Source organism: Pilibacter termitis (genome assembly GCF_900167335.1).
Lineage (GTDB): Bacteria > Bacillota > Bacilli > Lactobacillales > Streptococcaceae > Pilibacter > Pilibacter termitis.
The window spans coordinates 40,830-59,099 of sequence record NZ_FUXI01000014.1 but is presented as its reverse complement, the minus strand read 5'-3'; the positions used below and the strand labels follow the sequence as shown (position 1 = coordinate 59,099).

17 protein-coding genes are annotated in these 18,270 nt (G+C 34.3%); 1 reads left to right on the top strand and 16 read right to left on the bottom strand.

What is annotated here, in order from left to right; all coding sequences use genetic code 11:
• Positions 1–2: 2 nt before the first annotated feature.
• Complete coding sequence (locus B5D30_RS07015) at positions 3–1,433, top strand: glutamate synthase subunit beta (RefSeq protein ID WP_078807349.1); 1,431 nt, start codon at positions 3–5, stop codon at positions 1,431–1,433.
• A gap of 224 nt (positions 1,434–1,657) precedes the next feature.
• On the opposite strand, the gene B5D30_RS07010 is transcribed toward B5D30_RS07015, so the two are convergent.
• From B5D30_RS07010 to B5D30_RS13185, 16 genes are all read right to left on the bottom strand, one after another.
• A complete protein-coding gene (locus B5D30_RS07010) occupies positions 1,658–2,920 on the bottom strand; it encodes an ISL3 family transposase (RefSeq protein WP_078807348.1) in 1,263 nt (420 codons plus the stop codon).
• Between the two features lie 396 nt (positions 2,921–3,316).
• Positions 3,317–4,384, bottom strand: a complete 1,068-nt coding sequence (locus tag B5D30_RS07005) for a phage tail tip lysozyme (protein ID WP_078807347.1) — start codon at positions 4,382–4,384, stop codon at positions 3,317–3,319.
• Between the two features lie 44 nt (positions 4,385–4,428).
• Positions 4,429–6,435, bottom strand: a complete 2,007-nt coding sequence (locus B5D30_RS07000) for an AEC family transporter (protein ID WP_078807346.1) — start codon at positions 6,433–6,435, stop codon at positions 4,429–4,431.
• A gap of 10 nt (positions 6,436–6,445) precedes the next feature.
• Positions 6,446–8,956 (bottom strand): ATP-binding protein, encoded by a 2,511-nt coding sequence (locus tag B5D30_RS06995; RefSeq protein ID WP_078807345.1) that lies wholly within the window; start codon positions 8,954–8,956, stop codon positions 6,446–6,448.
• 34 nt (positions 8,957–8,990) lie between these two features.
• Positions 8,991–9,377 (bottom strand): TcpE family conjugal transfer membrane protein, encoded by a 387-nt coding sequence (locus tag B5D30_RS06990; protein WP_078807344.1) that lies wholly within the window; start codon positions 9,375–9,377, stop codon positions 8,991–8,993.
• 11 nt (positions 9,378–9,388) lie between these two features.
• Positions 9,389–9,622 carry a hypothetical protein gene (locus B5D30_RS06985; RefSeq protein WP_078807342.1) on the bottom strand — a complete coding sequence of 78 codons (234 nt, stop codon included), beginning with the start codon at positions 9,620–9,622 and terminating at the stop codon, positions 9,389–9,391.
• 32 nt (positions 9,623–9,654) lie between these two features.
• Positions 9,655–10,740: a conjugal transfer protein gene (locus tag B5D30_RS06980; RefSeq protein WP_078807341.1), complete on the bottom strand. Its 1,086-nt coding sequence runs from the start codon at positions 10,738–10,740 to the stop codon at positions 9,655–9,657.
• Between the two features lie 29 nt (positions 10,741–10,769).
• Positions 10,770–11,858, bottom strand: a complete 1,089-nt coding sequence (locus B5D30_RS06975) for a hypothetical protein (RefSeq protein WP_078807340.1) — start codon at positions 11,856–11,858, stop codon at positions 10,770–10,772.
• A 9-nt stretch (positions 11,859–11,867) separates the two neighbouring features.
• Positions 11,868–13,175 carry a replication initiation factor domain-containing protein gene (locus B5D30_RS06970; protein ID WP_144399521.1) on the bottom strand — a complete coding sequence of 436 codons (1,308 nt, stop codon included), beginning with the start codon at positions 13,173–13,175 and terminating at the stop codon, positions 11,868–11,870.
• A gap of 320 nt (positions 13,176–13,495) precedes the next feature.
• Positions 13,496–13,867, bottom strand: coding sequence for a hypothetical protein (locus B5D30_RS06965; RefSeq protein ID WP_078807339.1), 372 nt, complete (start codon positions 13,865–13,867; stop codon positions 13,496–13,498).
• A gap of 25 nt (positions 13,868–13,892) precedes the next feature.
• Positions 13,893–15,455, bottom strand: a complete 1,563-nt coding sequence (locus B5D30_RS06960; protein WP_078807338.1) for a hypothetical protein — start codon at positions 15,453–15,455, stop codon at positions 13,893–13,895.
• The gene (locus B5D30_RS06955) at positions 15,430–15,837 is read right to left on the bottom strand and encodes a hypothetical protein (protein WP_144399520.1); all 408 of its coding nucleotides are present in this window, start codon (positions 15,835–15,837) and stop codon (positions 15,430–15,432) included. The genes B5D30_RS06960 and B5D30_RS06955 overlap by 26 nt, the downstream gene beginning before the upstream one ends.
• Before the next feature lie 28 nt (positions 15,838–15,865).
• Entirely contained in the window at positions 15,866–16,186 is a 321-nt protein-coding gene (locus B5D30_RS06950) for a hypothetical protein (RefSeq protein ID WP_078807335.1), read from the bottom strand.
• 73 nt (positions 16,187–16,259) lie between these two features.
• Positions 16,260–17,030 carry a hypothetical protein gene (locus tag B5D30_RS06945; protein ID WP_078807334.1) on the bottom strand — a complete coding sequence of 257 codons (771 nt, stop codon included), beginning with the start codon at positions 17,028–17,030 and terminating at the stop codon, positions 16,260–16,262.
• A 67-nt stretch (positions 17,031–17,097) separates the two neighbouring features.
• A complete protein-coding gene (locus B5D30_RS06940; RefSeq protein WP_078807333.1) occupies positions 17,098–17,556 on the bottom strand; it encodes an antirestriction protein ArdA in 459 nt (152 codons plus the stop codon).
• 27 nt (positions 17,557–17,583) lie between these two features.
• Positions 17,584–18,219 carry a Phi-29-like late activator gene (locus B5D30_RS13185; RefSeq protein ID WP_144399519.1) on the bottom strand — a complete coding sequence of 212 codons (636 nt, stop codon included), beginning with the start codon at positions 18,217–18,219 and terminating at the stop codon, positions 17,584–17,586.
• Positions 18,220–18,270: the final 51 nt, after the last annotated feature.

Genomic DNA, 18,270 nt, shown 5'->3' with positions numbered 1-18,270 from the left:
CAATGGCAGATCCATTTGGATTTTTAAAGGTAAAACGCAAGGATAATCCGTATAGATTGGCAAGTGTTCGTGTGAAAGATTGGCAAGAACTTCAAGTGCCATTAGACAATGCAGAACGTCAACAACAGGCTAGTCGCTGTATGAATTGTGGGATTCCATTCTGTCACGAGGGGAATTTTTACGGAGGTTCAAGAGCGGTAAGTGGTTGCCCGAATGATAATTTAATTCCTGAATGGAATGATTACTTGTTCCGTGGCGATGTGAAAAAAGCATTTGAACGCCTTAGTCGCACAAATCCATTGCCAGAAATGACCGGTCGAGTTTGTCCAGCTCCTTGTGAAAAAGCGTGTACGGAAAGTTTGAATGGTAGTGGTGTGACCATTCATGATAACGAGCGATTTATCATTGATACAGCCTTTGAAAATGACTGGGTGAAAGAAACAGGGTTGCCAGTTGAGCGTAAGGACAAAAAAATTGCCATTATTGGTAGTGGCCCCGCAGGACTTTCGGCAGCGTGGCGAGCAAATCAACTAGGGTATAACGTAACGGTGTTTGAGAAAAGCGACCGTTTTGGTGGATTGTTGATGTATGGCATTCCGAATATGAAATTGGATAAAGCGGTAATCGACCGCAGAATTAACGTGATGAAAGAAGTCGGGATTACATTTGTTGCAAATTGTGAAGTGGGCAAGACGATTTCTGCTGAGGAGTTAACAAGCCAATTTGATCGAGTGATTTTAGCGATTGGTGCAGGTGTGCCAAGAGATTTGAATGTAGTAGGTCGCAAGGCAAAAGGTGTTGAGTTTGCAGTAGATTTCCTGACAAAAGCAACCAAAGAATTGCTTGAAACTGGAGAAGTGAAACAAACTTTAACAGGCAAGCGTGTGGTAGTAATTGGTGGCGGAGATACGGGAAATGACTGTCTAGCAACTGCTGTTCGTATGGGGGCAACAAGCGTGAAACAACTAGAAATTACGCAACCTTTGCCAAACGAGAGAAACAGCAACAATCCGTGGCCAGAATATCCATTCGTCAGCAAACTAGGCTACGGTCAAGAAGAGGCAGCACTCGTACAATCAAGCGAAGTCACAAGCTATGCAATTTCCACAACAGAATTTTTGACAAACGAGAAAAACGAGCTGACTGCTCTAAAAACGGTCAAAGTCAACGAACGCTTTGAGGCTATCGCAGGCACGGAAGAAATTTTAGAAGTTGATCTTGTCCTACTTGCCATGGGCTTTATCGGAGCAGAACAAGCGATTTTTGAACAATTTGGTATAAGTGAAGTATTAGACGATTATTCAACCAATAACGAAAAAATCTTCGTAGCAGGAGACGCCAGACGTGGCCCAAGCCTTGTCATTTGGGGAATCCGTGAAGGAAGAAAAGCTGTTGAAACAATTCTCAATCGAGACAGCGTTTTGGTGGGGTAAAAAGAGGAATAATAAACCGCACGAGACTTTTGTTTTGTGTGGTTTTTTGGCTCTTTGTCAACCAATAAGGATAAAAATTTCTATTACAATTCCGTTAAATCCATGTAACGAAACAATTACAAAGAGTAGTAAACATTCTGTTGTCTACTCTCTTTTTTGTTTTGTAAGATTTTTTAATATTTTTGGGCATGACAAAGAAAGGCTTACACCTATTTTTTTTAATATCATGAGTTATTTAATATTAAAAAGATTCTCTTTCTAAAGTTTGCGAAGTTCCGAAAACCAAAAGAGAAACGCTTAATACTCTTGATAATATTGTTTGTTGCCTCTAATGAACCATTAGAATAAGGAAAAATCAAAGCGTTGTGTATCTGTTTCTTATAATAGCGATATGTTCTTATGACTGTTTGAAATCTATTGTTGAATTGATTCACATTCTCTTTGATTAATTCATCAAAGAGTTCTATATCCTTTGTTTTGATTGCTCCTAGAATTTCTTGATAATATTCATAGTGTTGTTTTAATTCTGGTGAATAACTTAACATTTCATCTATCATCGCTTTTTGACTTAGTTGTTTCCATGAGAAAGATTGTCTTGGTTTCCAATCAGAATAATTCAATTTGTCACTATCCATTTGTAGTAATTTCCAATTGTTTTTTAGTCGTCTATATTTCTTAGGTTCATTCTTTCTGAAAGTATTCATCACTTGTATTCTTGTTTGATTAAATGCTCTATTGATATGTTGCACTATATGAAATCTGTCTATGCTTATTTCTGCATTGGGAAAACATTTCTTTATGATGTTTAAATAAGGTTTGTACATATCCATAGTGATTAATTTAACGTTTAATCTTGCTTTTCTATCATATTGTAAAAAGTATTTGATAATGTTGTCTTGATGTCTGTTTGCGACAATATCAATGATTTTTCTTTCTTTTGTGTCTTGAAAAATAAAACTCATTTTTGTTTCTTCTCTGTTCGTACTGTGAAACTCATCAATACTTAAAATCTCTGGTAAGTAATGATAATTCACTTTGTGATATATTGCCAGTTCTTCCAATACACGATATACAGAAGAAGTAGATACTTCACATAATTTTGAAATTAGAGTTAAGTCCATTTTTAATTTAAGATACTTTGCGATTTTTAACTTTACAGCTTGCGTAATCTGACAATTCTTTTGAATGATTTCAGATTGGGCGACAAATGTTCTTTTGCACGCTTTACACAAAAACACGCGTTTTTTTAATTTTAGAAACGTTTTGTATTCTGATACTTGATTTATTTGAATGGTTACATCTTTCCCTATCCAACCATTACGTACAATGCTTTTTTGATTCTCTTTTCGGCAGTGTACGCAATATGTTGGTTGATAGTCTAATGTACCAGTATAAACAAGACAAATTTGTTTCCCTAAACGTTCTTTTCGTACGTTTTCCTCAATTGTGATATGTTCATCTTGAATAGCAAGTATTTCTTTATACATTCTAACAACTCCTCTTTTATCAGTTGTCTAAAGACTAACAAAAAGAATAGGTGTTGTAAATAAAAATAACTATTTTCTTATTTTTTGATTATTTTCTTCTTTAATAAAGCATGCCCCCCTTTTTTTTTCACTTTCTTTTTTCGTGTTCCTTATTTTGCTCTACCATAACAAAAATTTAGATTGTTTTCTAAAATATCTAATGAAAAGAAAGCTCACAAAATCGTCAAATTTAAATTGAATTTCTATGTTTTGTTCTCCCTCTCAATCTTTTTCTCTCTATCCCTTGCGTTTTTTGTATAGAATCGCTCCTACAATAGAACCAACACTTACTGCTAAAACAACTAAAAAGATAGCTCCTAATGTTAAAATCGCATCTAATGACAACATATTCATTCCTCATTTCTTTCTGACTAGGCTTGTTACATTGGGAAATTCTACACCCCATGTTCTCGCATAATAATTTACCATTTTTCCCTCGGCATTTTGTTCATACGTGAAAAAACGATTGTTTTTGCCTACATCTGCTACAATACCTGTATGTCCGTATTCTGTTTTTGCATATCCTCCCATGCCCCAGTTGATAATATCACCTTTTTTCACTTCGCTAAATTTAGGGTTGTGTATCACTTGCCAACCGTGCTTTTCCCAAAGGTAAGCTTTGCCAATATTCCATGCACTCACTGTATCGCTCCCTGTTGTTTCAGTTAAACCATGAGGAGAACCACTCCCAAGATGAATCGGTGTATTGAAACTGTCCACATAAAACGCAGTCAATCCATAACATTGCCCATTATAAACAAAACTTCCTACTTTTTCTTGCAAAAATTTGATTTGTCCACCACTCGCTCCACTTTTGCCACTTGAAAACAACGCAAACCACTTTTGAGCCGAACTTGTTCGTTTGTTTTGTTCTTCTCTGTTATTTTGCGTACCTGCACGTTCCCAATTTTTCAATAAATCAAGTGTTGTTTCTGTCATGTCTTTTCGTGTTGCGTATTTCTTTAAAAGCTCGTTGTCTGGTTTATCAAAATTCCAAACCCACTTGAGCTGAAACTCAATATCTTGCCAATTTTTCTTTTCTTCAGTCGCTTTTTTCAACATAGCAACTCTCCGTCCACCGTCCATTTGAAATAGTCCTAACGCATAGCCATTGACATTTTCGTCCGTAGCCCACGAATTATTGTAAGCGAAACCTCCTTGAATACAATCTGCCTTTAGTCCACTCTCGCCCTCAGCGTTCCCAATCCATGCACACGCAAATTCTAATGTGCCATTTTGAGAAAGAACATAATCTTTGATTGCGACAGCCACTTTTTCTTGTTCAGTACTTGGTGTGAAATTCCCACCGTCTGCCGTTTTATTCATAGAAGTCGCAAGAAAACCACCTCCTAAAAACAAAATCATCAATAACGGCAAAAGAGGTAAAACAAGTAGAAGTAAAACGACAAACATTCCTTTTTTCATTTTCACACCCTCTTTCTAAAAAGAAAAGATAGAGAGTCTCCTCCCTATCTCTTTAAACTATCAGCTTTTTCTTTTGTTGCTTTTTCTACTCCCTTTTTAAGTGAAGAAGTCGTCAATCCTCTGTTTACATCTCCGTAATCATAATTTCGATTGAACGTAGAGAAAGAAAAGAATTTTTTCGCAACAGCTACATTGTCTTGCAAGAGCGTTTGTACTTGCCATTCATGAGTTACTTTATTATTTATTTTTTTCACTTTTCTCTTAGAGAGAGGTTTTGGAGGACTGAATTTTTCCGTGTGTTCCTCTTTCAATCGTTCTAAGTCTTGCCACGTAGACACTTCACCACTTACTACTTTATCCAGGAACTCAACTTCAGATACCCCTGTTTTTCGCCTTTCTCTTTGGAAGAATTTTTCTTTTTCAAGTTCGGTCATTTGTTCAAAATTAAACGAGCGAATATTCCTTTGTCTATCCGTTACATTGAATCGTTCATAAGTAGAAGATTGAGGAGGAGTGTTTCCTTTGTAACGATTTTGAGATTGTAATTCTCCATTTTCATTCCACAATCCCGTTCCTTTTCGTTCTTCTTTTTTTTCTTTCGTTTCTTCAGTTGGTTTTTTCGTGTCTTTCGTGTGCGTTGCATTAGTTAAACTTTGATTGTTCATCAATATTTCGCCTTTTTGTTTTAAAGCAGTAGCACTTGTGCCGAATTGATTCAAAGCCATGTTCGCTCCTTCCATAACTAATTGAGGGTTCGCAAGAGCAACACCTGCACCTGTCATGACTGCACCACTTAAGACTTTTACTCCTTGCGTTGCTTTCTCGTGAATTTTCTGCTCCAATACATTCCCCTCCACCTTGTTGTCTGTAAACAAACCTAAAATCTTATAACGATTTTTAAAGAACACCACAAGAACAACAAATTTAATTAAGAAAATTGTAAATGCAGATACAACCACACCTTGCCCACCTGTTAAAAATGTTGAAATCGAACCTGTAATAGAGAAAATAGGTTTCAATACTGTATCAATCAAATGGTTTATCCATAAAAAACCTGCCAAAATAATGCTCAGAATCAATGGAAAAAACAACAAACTAAATGTCATTTTAAGTGCTCGGAACACCACATTTTGTAACCTAGGGAAAAACGAAAACGATACAAATACAGGAAACAATAAAATCATCATCAACACCACTACTTCCACAAGAGAAGTCATCACATTAATATATGCCACAGGCAAACCCACGACACTTAAATTCGCAAACCCTAAAGAAATTACTGCACTTTTTTCCATGGTCTTATCAAGATTTTGCCTAAAATAAGGATTGTCCTCGACAAGAGAATTGATGTATTTGTGCCGTTCTTCATCAAATTTCTTTCTGTCCTTTTCATTCAACGGCATAATCAATTTAGTACTATCTAACACACCACTACCAAAATTGCCGTCTGTACTCCCACTATTGATTAAGTAGAAAGTTTCTTTAATAACAGAAGAAAACAACGCATTTTCCTCTAAATTCTCACTTGAAAAATTATTGTCACCACTCAATGTAGACAAACTTTTGTTCATTTCACGCTTGAAATCATTCGACAATGTCCGAACGGAAGTAATCAAAAATTCCCCTCCTGTTTGGCTCTTATTGTTTACATTGACTCCCGTTGAAAACCAAAATTGAAACACGAACACCACAAGTAAGGCATGGATACATTTTCGACCAAATTGTCTGTTTTGAAAAAAGAATAAGTAGCCCAAATACAACCCCAACAAACTAAATAGAAATGCAATCAAAGAACCATTTTTCATAGTTGCTCCACCTAGATTGTTAAAAATTTCTACTCCTCTATCAAACGCATTGCCTTGTTGATTGATAAACAAATCAGAGAAATTAAGTTTTTCCAAAATGCTCTCTAAAATATAAAAATTGAAGCGCAAAATAGAATACGGCAAATCTACAAACACCCAATTCACTAATTCTGGCAACTTATCCCAGTTTCCATTCTCAAAATATGGCTTGTAGCTTTCAATATCCATTTTTGTTAGTTCATCCATACTCCACCTCCTAAAAAGATGTGCCTACTTGCAAACTCGCTTTTGTGTCATCAACCGTTTTAAAGAGCAACAAGTATTCTTCAAACAAAATATGAATCGCTATACGATTGATATTAAAAAACATATCTCTGAAAATACATTGCCCTTGTGCCATGTTGCTTACCCATTTTATCGAATTTTCATCAATCGGAATTTCCATAAAGTCTAAAATCTTCTCTGGTTTTTTCTCGCTGAAACAAATCACCTCGCCAAACTCCATACCCTCCTCTTTCGAAAATCTCAAATCGTCCACCGATTGAGAAATAAAGTATAAGAAGTTGTTCATAGAGCGACCGACACGCAACATAGATTTCAAAACTTTCTTCCCGCTATCGCTTGTCAAGAAAATCCAAGCCTCATCAAAGAAGATAACCGTTTCCTCTGTCCTATCTCGTTTTCCAAAATACTCGCAAAATGTACCTAACGCAAACATCAAAGCCACCGACAAACGCTGATTATCACTAATATTATCTTCACGCTCTTTTGGCAAATCAAGGTTTTCAATTTCTAAGACCGTTGCTTGTTCATCAAAAGATAAACCTTTCACATCTCCATAAGAGAAGCACAACTCCAATACAGAACCTTGTACCATAGAACGAATATAACGACCTAAAATTTGTATTTCTTCATCTGTATCTTGCATAAGCAAATCCACAACATGCCACAACCCCACTTTATCGCCGTCTTGTCTTGCTTGTATCACTTGAGCAATTGTTTCATACAAAACAGCACTTTCTTTTCTCGTGTAAGGGCTACTCGGTGGAGTAATATAAGTCAAAATAGATTTTGTTACTTCTAAAGCTTTTTCTCTTTCAAACATCACAATAGGGTCAAGAACTCCTAAGTTTGATTTTTCAGTATTGTCAAGTGTAACAAAGTTGATTTTCTCAATCAATTCAACCATTTCTGGATACTTGTATTGAAAATCTTTGTTTTGTGAGTTGTAGATAAACTCTTTCCGCATTTCTTTTTTAGGGTCGATATAGAGAGCTTTTGCTCCTAGTTTGATAACTTCAATAAAATCACGTTTACACATCACCGATTTTCCTCCTCCAGTAACACCTGTTACTGCAACGTGAGGGTTATTTGTGCGTTTTCCTCTGATTTTATTTTTATTAGACAAGAGGAAATTTCGAAAGATTAATTTGTTTGAGCGTTGCACAATCGCATTGACATTTATTTTTTCGGATAAATCTAAGTCTACTCGCCCAAAATAGTAGCCAATATCATTTCCAGCACGTTGTGTTGTGAAAAAATCCATTCTCGCAAAACTTTTCACCGTTGAGGTGTGTCGCCATTTTTTATTTTCCGATAAAAGAAATTGGCCGTACAGCGTTTGTTGAAATAGATAAGGATTGTCAAACGTTGCTCGATACAAACTGATTTTATTATTGTGAAAAGAATTGAGTAACGCTTTTCGTCTATCTCTACACTCGGCTTTTGTACGACCTGCAATAATGAAATACCCAGACCAATCCAAAACAGGTTCATTGTTGTCTATTTGTTCGTCAAGGTCATTCAATGTTAACATGGAGGAAATGATTTTTTTCTTTTGCACTCCACCACTCACTTCTGTTTCTTCGGCAATTCCTTTCAAACGTGATTTTCCACGTGCTGAACGACCCGCCAAGGCTAACGCTCCTTTTTTCTCTGCAAATTTCGCTTGAAACTTCGCATGAATAGGGAAATCAAATAGTTGTAAATAGCTTAATACGTTGGCATTGCGTAAATCAAAGCCCATATCTCCTAAAGGGAGAATATCTACATAACTCACTCCATTAGCATGTTGCATTTCCAACATACCATTGAATTTCACCTCAATTTTTGTATCAAGTAAATTGTCAAGTTTGCCAACACTTAAAATATCATCTGCACTATGAGGAATGTAATTGACAAATTGTTCGCCTTGTATTCTCTGTATTTCACTCTCTGTTAACCTTTCAACATGAAACTCATTCAGACTTTGAAAAACTTCTTTTTCTTTGTACAACAATTCTTTTTCCCAATCTTTCTCTAAGGCGACTTCGAGACCAAACCCATTGACAAAGCTTTCTACCACTTCATCATATTTATTTTTCATGCTTTCTTTAAAATCGGCTGAAAGCTCTGTTTTTGGCAACGGTACACTCAGTATCCATTTGTATTCATACGGTTGAATCAATTCTTGAATAAGCGATTGTTCTGTACGCATGGCATGGTTCAAAACAATGTTTTCATGTTGAGGATCTGAAATTTCAATGAGTTTTTCCATTTTTTCATGTAAATCTAAATCGAACGGTACTAAGTCGATTTCAAACCCTTTATTCACTTCAAACTTTTCAAGCACCAAACCAACTTTATGTTTCACTCTCTCTGCCTTTTCAAAGTCAACCAATGTCAGACTTTCACTTTCTATTTTGTAAAAAGCTAGAGGTGTTTTATCCGTTGTTAACGCAATATTCCCCTTAATTTCTTTCCTCAATGGGTAAGCGAACGTTGTCATTTTCTCCCACCTTTCCTTTTTTGTTGCTTGTTTCTTAACGTTTAAATGAAAATTCTTTCACCTGTTTCACTCGTTCAAAACGATACATTTCTCGTTTGTCTAAAACAAAATCAATAACAAATTTCAACATATCTTTTAGATACTGAAAACAATTCTTGCCGTCAATTTCTGTTTTCACATATTGATTCGCTAAATAGTATGAACTTGCCATTTCTAAAGCGATTTTTGCCCCAAGCATTTGTCCATTATTTACAAACAATTCTTTTAGTAACCTAAACAACAAAACGAATGCCACGAGAAAACACCCAAAGAACGCTAAAGAAACAGGTTGAGCGAATACCCAAATAATATGTTTTCTTGTACGTAAGACTTGAATAGAATAAGGAGCATTTAAGCCCCTTGAATAATCATAATAATTCATGTTCTTTCCTCTTATTTAAATGTTCCACCAGAAATAGTATTGATTACTTTTGCAAGTAAATCACGTGTAGCCTGTCCTTTGTTCGTTGTAAAATCAGCTAAAATCAAAAACACAATAAGAACACTGCCAATTTTTAACCAGTTACTATTTTTCCATTCTTTAATGATATAAAACGTACCACACGCAATAATCACTGCAAAAATAAAACCACTTAAAATACCTAAAATTCCTGAACCGTCCGTCATAACTGTTTCCTCTTTTCTTTTTTTTTTATTTTCTAATTTTCATTTACCGAAAAATAATGTTTTAAATTTTGCACTTCAAAACTGTTTTTTGTTTCATTCAAAAACAACGTAAAGTGTTCTTTATGCGTTTCTCCTGTATTATTGTTTTGGAACACCACAGACACTAGCACACCCAACGTTGCTTGTTTTGTTTCAAATACTTGCACGTTATCTTCTGAAATTGCTTGAGGTACTTCATTTCCTGCTGTCAATTCCACATGTTTCATCATAAACGTTAATTCTTCCTTACTTGCACTTGCATACTTTGTAAAGAACACACCTAAAAATTGCATAAGTTTTTCTTTTTGCTTAGCAGATAATTCAACAGAATCAAATTTTAGTGCGGTCTGTTTCACGTTCGCTTTCGCAAAACTTACAGCCTTTGTGTAAGGCAAACTATAAATGGTATACCCTCCGCTTGAAATTTTTACAGGCAAGACAATTTCTTCTACTCGCTCACTCTTGATAAGTTCTTTCACTCGTTGTGGTTTCTTGACTGTTTTGTTCCCCTCTTTTACCATTACCAATTTTTCTGTTTCTTTTTGTGTACTCACTTCACAATTCACTCTGTACGTTGTCAAACAAAGACCGTCGACTTCTTTCACTTCGACCATTTCAAAAGAAAGTAATTGACGAGTTATTTTCTCTAGTTTTTCCTCTAAATCCTTTGTTTCAAACGACAAAAAAGAAGATAGATTTTCATTTCTTTCCTTATCTTCTCCGTTCATTGTATTCACGTTATAATACACCTGTAAAAATTGTTTCGTGTAATCTTGCAAACTCATCAAGTCAACACTACTTCCACCTTGAACCTTTGATATTTTCTGTTTTTGCTTGATTTCTTTTACATCTTGATACACTCCTTGTACTTGAGTAACAAGAATATTTGAATGCAAGACAGCTAAAATAGAAAATGCCAACAGCAGAAGAAAGAATACACTTACCACTCTACGAGCTTTCTTAGCGGAAACTTCTTTTGCTTGAGGACTTTTTTTTGCTTTTTCCTTTTTGACAATCCGTTTCTTTTTCGAAAGTCTTTTCTTGTCTTTCCTCTCTGGCTCTTTTAATAAAATCCCCATGTGTTCCACCTTTCTTTTTTTTTCTTCACTTACGCTTTTACAAAGCTAATTTTTGTTTTCACTCTTTCACCGTTTTCTGTGATTAACCATTTGTGAGCGTATTTGTAGACACTGCTATTGTATTTCACTTGTTCATCTTCTAAAAACACGATTTCTAAATGAGAAGAAGTAGAATAGCGAATACTCATGCCAAATTTAGAAATTTTCTCTTGAATCGTTTTTCCAATCGTTTGCCATTCTTCCATTGTCCAAGCTGAACCACTCGGATATAACGGCGAAAGTGTCAAACTTAGCGTACTCGTCTTTCCCTCGCCTAATTCTAATTTTGTGTACCAAAATTCACGAAATTTATTCTCAATAACTGCTTTCGTTTTTTCTGACGAATAATATGCAAGAATGTTTGTTTTATCTCTCAACTCCACGAACCCATGATATTTTTGAACGAACGCTGAAAATTCACGGATACGCAAGAAAAAATCTTCCTCCGAAAGAGCTTGAACACGACTCATATTAAACGTAATGTACACACCTTTCGAGTTTTTTGCTTCCTCGTATTCTTTCTGTAAATAATACGCTTTTCGTCTACCGTCATTTGTGAGTGCAAACACTTCTAACTCATATTTTTTATGCTCAATGACCACCTCAATTTCTTCCAATCGCCTTAACTTTGTTAATAATTCTCTGTAATTCATATCGTCCACCTCATTTTCTTGCTGTGATTTTGTTGAAATAAACACGAAATCATTTGTCCCCTCAAAATCATTCAACACTGTAAATAACCTTTTTGTTTGATTGTTATTGTCTAGCGTGATAAAGATAAAATACATATTTCTTTGTTCATCATATTCTAAACGTACATCATACCCTTTCTGTTTTAACATTCTGTATAACAATTCTTTTTCACTACTTTCATATTTCAAGAGTTGTAATTCTCTCAATCGTTTATCATCAACCATTAGTTGTACGTGCATAAGTCCTGCATATTCTTGCATTTCTTCTAACTGTTCTTCCGTTTCTGGTACAACTTCAAATCGTCCGTAACCGTTATAACGAAATTGCCAATTCATTTCTTGAGCGAACGTATAGAAAAATCGTCCGTATTCTTCTTTCGTTAACACAACACCACCTCACTTTTTTTCTTCTAGTTGCCGTTGTTTTTGAATTTCTTTTTCCCAATACAAAAATACTTCACTTTGTCCGTTTTCAATTAAAGCTAATTCTCCGTTTATCATGTCTTGTTGGGGCTTTGAAAATTCTACTTCATTCATCTGTAAAGCTAAATACTCTTGTAACCATTCATTTCCCTTTATCTCTCGAATTGTCGCAAGTGTTGGCATAACTTGTGTATTCAACCAAATCAGTTTTTTCTCTAGTGTTTTTATCTCTTTTTTGTTGTTTACTTTAATTTTTGTGTAATCGCCAAAAATCGCATAAAATTTTTTATCAAAAACAAACTTGCCGTCCTCTGTTTTTTCATATACTTCAAATTTTGACAAAAACAAATTTAAAGCTATTTTTTCAAGAGAAACACCATGATACAAACGTAATAAAATATGCTCAGCGTAATTACCGCTACATTGCATTTCATAGCGATTAATTACTCCATTCTCTTGTATGACTGTATCGAAATCTTTTTGTTGTTTCTTCATAATTTCTTTTGCTTTTTCATAGATACGCACTAAGAAATGTCCGTGTTTCGAACCAAAATAAAGAGTTAACCCCTGTGTTTTCCCCTCAAAATGTTCTTCGATATTGCGTGCTGTTTTCAAAGAAGTTTCGAGTAAATTGTCATCTCTTTTCTTCAACAACTCATGAATATCATAGTTTGAACCGTCCAAACGGTACAATTCATCTATCGCTATATCAATACGTGAGGACTGTAATTTTGAATACAAACCAACATTTCTTGCCCAATCTTCATTTTGTATCGTTTGTAACCATTCCAAAAGAGAAAACCCACGCTTTTGCAAAATTTCCTCGTATTCTTTCAAAGCCATACCACTCATTTCAAGCAAAATATCTTCTCTTGGGTCGTGATGTTTGCCGTCTTTATCTTGATACGCTAAACCTACGTAAATCTTTATCGCCCCACAAGAATAAATATGCGTGTAACTTTTTGCGTGATTTTCTTCTACACGAAAAAATCTTTTTTCTAACCCTAAACCGTGCGTGATAACTTTTTCTATCGTGCTATCAAAAAACGATAAACGCAAATAGTCTAAGTGAACGTGTAATTTATAATCTAGCCAATCAGAGATACCACTACCGATTTTTTCTTTTATTTTTTGTTCAATTTTGTTAGAAACAGGAGTTTGGTTGTTTTCGATACGTAATATCGTCATTTTTGATACACCAACAAAATCTGCGAATGACTGCATGGTGTAACCTAACTTTAAACGCAATTGTTTCATTGTTAAGTTGTCAATCTTACTCACTTCCTTTACCTTTAATGAAAAATGTTACCGAGCGACTAGTTTCTGGTAACATTTTTTGAATTGCTTGAAACGTTGCTGTTTCAACGTCTCTAAGGTGTCGCACCCGGTTTTACGTGGATTTGATACCCCGTGTTACTAGACGGGGTATTTACAAGGCGAGCTACCGCTCGCCTTGTTTCTTTGCTTTTCCTTGCTTTTACGCTCGAAAAGGCAAAAAATAGCCTTGTGTCGCTTATGCTCACCGTCTATTTTTTTCCTTTATTTTTCGGCTTAGCACAAAAAAAAGCGAAAGAAACACGTAAAGTTTTCTTTTTTTTTTCTCAATCTTCTTTCCCAAACTTCATTTTTTTGTACGTGTTGTACCGAAAATTCACTCGTTTCATCAAAGCATAATCTTCACTAGACAAAAACGCACGATACAAAGAAGTGTTAAACTCTACTTTTTCTTCTAACAATTCTACAAAACGCTCAAATTTTTTCACCTCTTCATCGGTGTAATAAAAATCTTCCCTAGGCTCGTCCGTTCCCTCTTTATAGACAATATGATTTTCATTGACACCTTTTAAAAACTTATAGCCTGTCCGTTCTTCTACATACTGCGACCATTTTCTAATCGTATCTGGCACTCGAAAATAATTGAGTATTTCTGTTAATTCTTCTACCGTATAAGGCACATCATCATACGCACGCATAGCTACACCACCTTTTTTTTTCTAATTATTTACGCTCAAAAGATTGCCCACCTGCAACAATCTGCTCAATACGCTTCTCTTTTTCTTCAAACAAACGATTATTTTCTTCTCGAACAAACTTTTTTTTCTCTAATTCTTCAATAGTTTCAATAGAATCTAAATACTCATTGACTTCTTTTTTTGTTTCTTCATCTAATGAAATATGAGAAACATCTGTATAAGGCATTTCTGGAAATTCTGCCCAATAAGTCATAGGGTCAAATGTTTCTTCAAAAAGAGGAGAATAAAACTCTAAAGGAACACCTGTACCGTTATAAAAATATCCTCGACCCATTTTTTCCCCCTTATTCACAAAACGCTTTTCTTTCCAATCCCCAAACACTGCTGTATAACCGTCTTGTGTTACTGTACCTAAAGTTACACGCAAACCTACATTATCACGCACAATCGAGGGAATAACATCAACTGTTGCTTTTTGTGTCGCAAAAATAAAAAATATCCCACATTGCCGAGCTTTTAAAATTAATGGTGCAAGCAAATTTTGAAAATCATATTTATCTTTTCTTCGTTCGCCATTCGGCAAGCGACCTTTCGCTCCCTCTAATTCACTTACCAAAGCTGCAAATTCATCTAAGATATAAAATTCTGGTTTCATATCATAAAACGAATAATCTTTTCCAATAGTAAAATTAGGGTGCTGAATCATATACGCATAACGTTTTTCCATTAATTCAACAGCTTCTTCATACTGCATAAAAATATCTTCTGTATTTGACACAACCAAATTTTTAAAAGCCTTGAAATGTTTGAATTGGGAAATATCACTTCGTTTAGGGTCTGCTAAATGCACTCGCCCTATTTTGCCAAATGCTGAAATCATTGCATATTGTAAAAATGTTTTTCCTGCACCAGTGGGAGCAAGAATCAAACCGTGAGGAATTTTTCGATATACCCACTTCACACCATTCATCAACACAATTTCATCTTCGTTTGCTTTCACTTCGCTAAACATCATACGCTTAGAAACATTGTCTAGTAAAAAACGAAAAAAAATAAACTCTCTATTTCTTTCACTTGAAACCAAATCTGCTTCTAGCCATTGTTCAAGTAGCTTAGGTAATTCCAAGATTTTTTCAAAATGTTCGTTCACCAAATCAAACGTAATGGTATCGTATTCTTTTTCATGCTTATAATACGTTTTGACAAGTTTTTCAACTTTTTTTATACCTTTTTCTGTTTTTTTCTCTTTCGTTGTCAAAAATCGTTGTAACATCAAATGTCTTGTTACTATTTGTTTTGTTTTTCTTGTGTAAAAAAAACCATGCTTTTGTTCACTTCTTCGAATAACATATAAGGAAAACAAACAACCTAAAAAAAGAAGAAGAAGCGTTACAGCAATCGGCTGAATATAATTTTGCCACACTCGAAGATTCGCCTGTATTCGAAAAATAGGAAATGTTACTTTGTAATGATAAAAACTTAAAACAATCAAAAAAGGTAAAAAAAGCACAAACCCATAATTCAATAGTAAATGCGTATGAAACAATCGCAAACGCTCGCCTTTATATTGCCAGATTGTCTTTAACATACAACCACCTCTCTAATTCTACTATTTGTCTTTTCGCCGTTTTTGATTCTTGTAAATACCCTACTTCCATTAAAAAAATCAAAAAATCAACCACTCGTCGTAACATTTTTTTTAACCGTACATTCTCACAATAAACTTTTTCTACTTTACAAACACCATTCACACTTTTCATTTTATAAAAATCAAAAACTACTATTCTATCGCCATGATAAAATTTTGTTTTTCCCTCGACAACTAAATAAGTTGAATAAGCAGAAGAAGAAAACAACGAAAAATAATAATGTTCAAAACTAAACATTTTATACACTTGAAAGCCTAAATTGTGCATTATCTCGTTAAATTGTTTTATCGAAAAATCTTTTTGTATTTGTTCGTACGACACTACTTTTTCTCTCATGTTCTCACAACTTTCACGATTTTTCCATTCTGTAAAAAGGAAACTCCATTGCATACAACAAATTTTCTTTCGTTGCTTCACACCCCTCACCTGTATATTCATAAAAAGAAAAAATTAATTTTCCTTTTTGTTCATCTAAGACAGATTTTGTAACCACCAATACACTGACTCCTCTAATTTCTTCTAATAACAAACCTGTTTTTCCTTTTTTTATTTCCTCTACACTTCGCCGAAACATATGAGGATAACTTACACCTGCAATTTTTACTTTCGGCTTATTCAAACCAATTGGATTTAAAATAATGATCTCTTTGTTTTTTGTTTCTATTCTCATTTTTTTTCACACCACCTCGCAAAAAGGAAATGAAAAACTACAACCAATTTTCACTTCCTTTTTTTATTTTATTTTATTTTTTCTCTTGATTTTGTGCAGAAGCTTTTAATTGCGTTGGTGTTGATGAAACAAAAGAAGTCGCAAGTTTCACTGAATCTGATGTATAAGCAATTTCTACTCCACCACGCTCAACGCTTGAATTATCATCATAAATAGCAGTCGGACGCATATTTTCAAATGTTACTTTTGATTTTAAACGTGAAAATTGCGTGTAATCTAACTCTGTATCTAAACAATTCACTGTTAATTTTGTTTTTTGTTCAGAAGAAATGACCGTTACACGATAATGCGAAATATCATTCGTACGTTGATTATTTACAACTAAATACTCTGGAATTGCACTCATAAACAATAACTCGCCATAAGTTTTTTCATAATCAGCCACTTTTCCTAAATAACTCAACGTTTCTTGTGTTGCACCTACTACCTTTTGGACTTCTGGAGTACTTTCAAGAAATTCTTTTGGAGCGTTTTTGTCTATTTCTACACTGTCAGCAAGCAACACAGTACCTACTTGTCCATTTTGTCCAATACGATAAGTAAAAGGAACAACACGTAAACCTTTCGCAATAATTATATCCATAAATTCAGTCGGTACTGCTTTTTTTGCATTTGGAACATAAAGATCTACAATCGCTGTTTTTTCTGATACACATTCATAATGCGTAAATTCTTGGTCACCAAAACCTTTTAAACGTGTTCGTCCGTGACACTCAATAACCATTACTTTTCCTAATGTTTTATTTGTTTCTACTAAATCTAATTTTACAAACGTATTCGCCATTTTTTTTACATCCTCATTACTTTCTTTTTTATTTTATTTTTTTTGTTTATTTTGTTTTCTATTTCTATCATGTTTTTCTAACAAAGCCTACATCAGTTTGAATATAATTGCCGTTAATACGCATATCTCGACCATAGCTTTCATAATCAAAATACTGCAATAATTGTTCTCTTGACAAACCGTTCAAATCTACAATGTATTCACCAAATTCTTCATCACTGTTTGCATTGATGATAATTGTATTGGGCAATTTTTCGATACATTCATCAATTGAATCAAACAAAAAATAAACTGCTGATAATTCTTTTTCTAACAAACCACTTTCTTCAATTGAATCTGATAATGCTTGTAATTGTTGAACAGAAATAATTTCTGGTACAGGAACAGGTATACTATCAGAAATTCTCCATTCTACTTTTTCTTCATTCAATCTATTCATATAATCTAAAAAAGAAGAAGTACCAACAGTAAACCAGCCACCTTTAAAGTTAAGATTTTGTGGGTCAATAAATACATCTAAAGACAATTTTCACCCCTCACTTTCTTTTTTTATTCACTTTCTAGAATCTATCACTACACCTTTTTCAATTGTAAACTCAAACCATTTTGCAAAATCTTGTTTGAACCCATTTATTGCATATTTTTGTTGTTTAACACATTCTTCTAAAGAATCTGGGTCTAAATAGGTTGGTTTATCCTTTGGACGTGCATAAACACCTATCCAATTGTGATAATCACCCTCAAAATCACTGTCCAACAAGTAACCTTTTTTATGAATAATTTTTCTCACTTGTTCTTGTAAATCTTTTGCATTATTCGGTACATAGTGCCTTATTTCATCACAAAATAAATCAAATTGTTCTTTTGCTTTCTCTAATTTTGTCAAAGTAGATTTCACTTCATCAAAAGGCATGATATAAATATTTGGCACTTCTCCAATATAATCCATAGACTCCTCTACCCATAGAGAATAAGCAATCCTCGAACGCAAACAATCATGAAAATGAATAATTGAAACTTTCATAAAGCTTTCTAAACTAGGAATATTTGCCATACCCTCATTCACTTTTGATTGATTAATAGAAAATTGGCGAGTGAATACTTTTAAAAAATCTCCCGACTCCTCTAGCCATTCCTCCACTCTTTTTGCTCGAGCTTTAAAATTTTCAATTTCTTCTTGTGTATGCATATATTTAGCTCCTTTTTAACTTACCCTTAAAATTTTTTTCCACTCATTTCC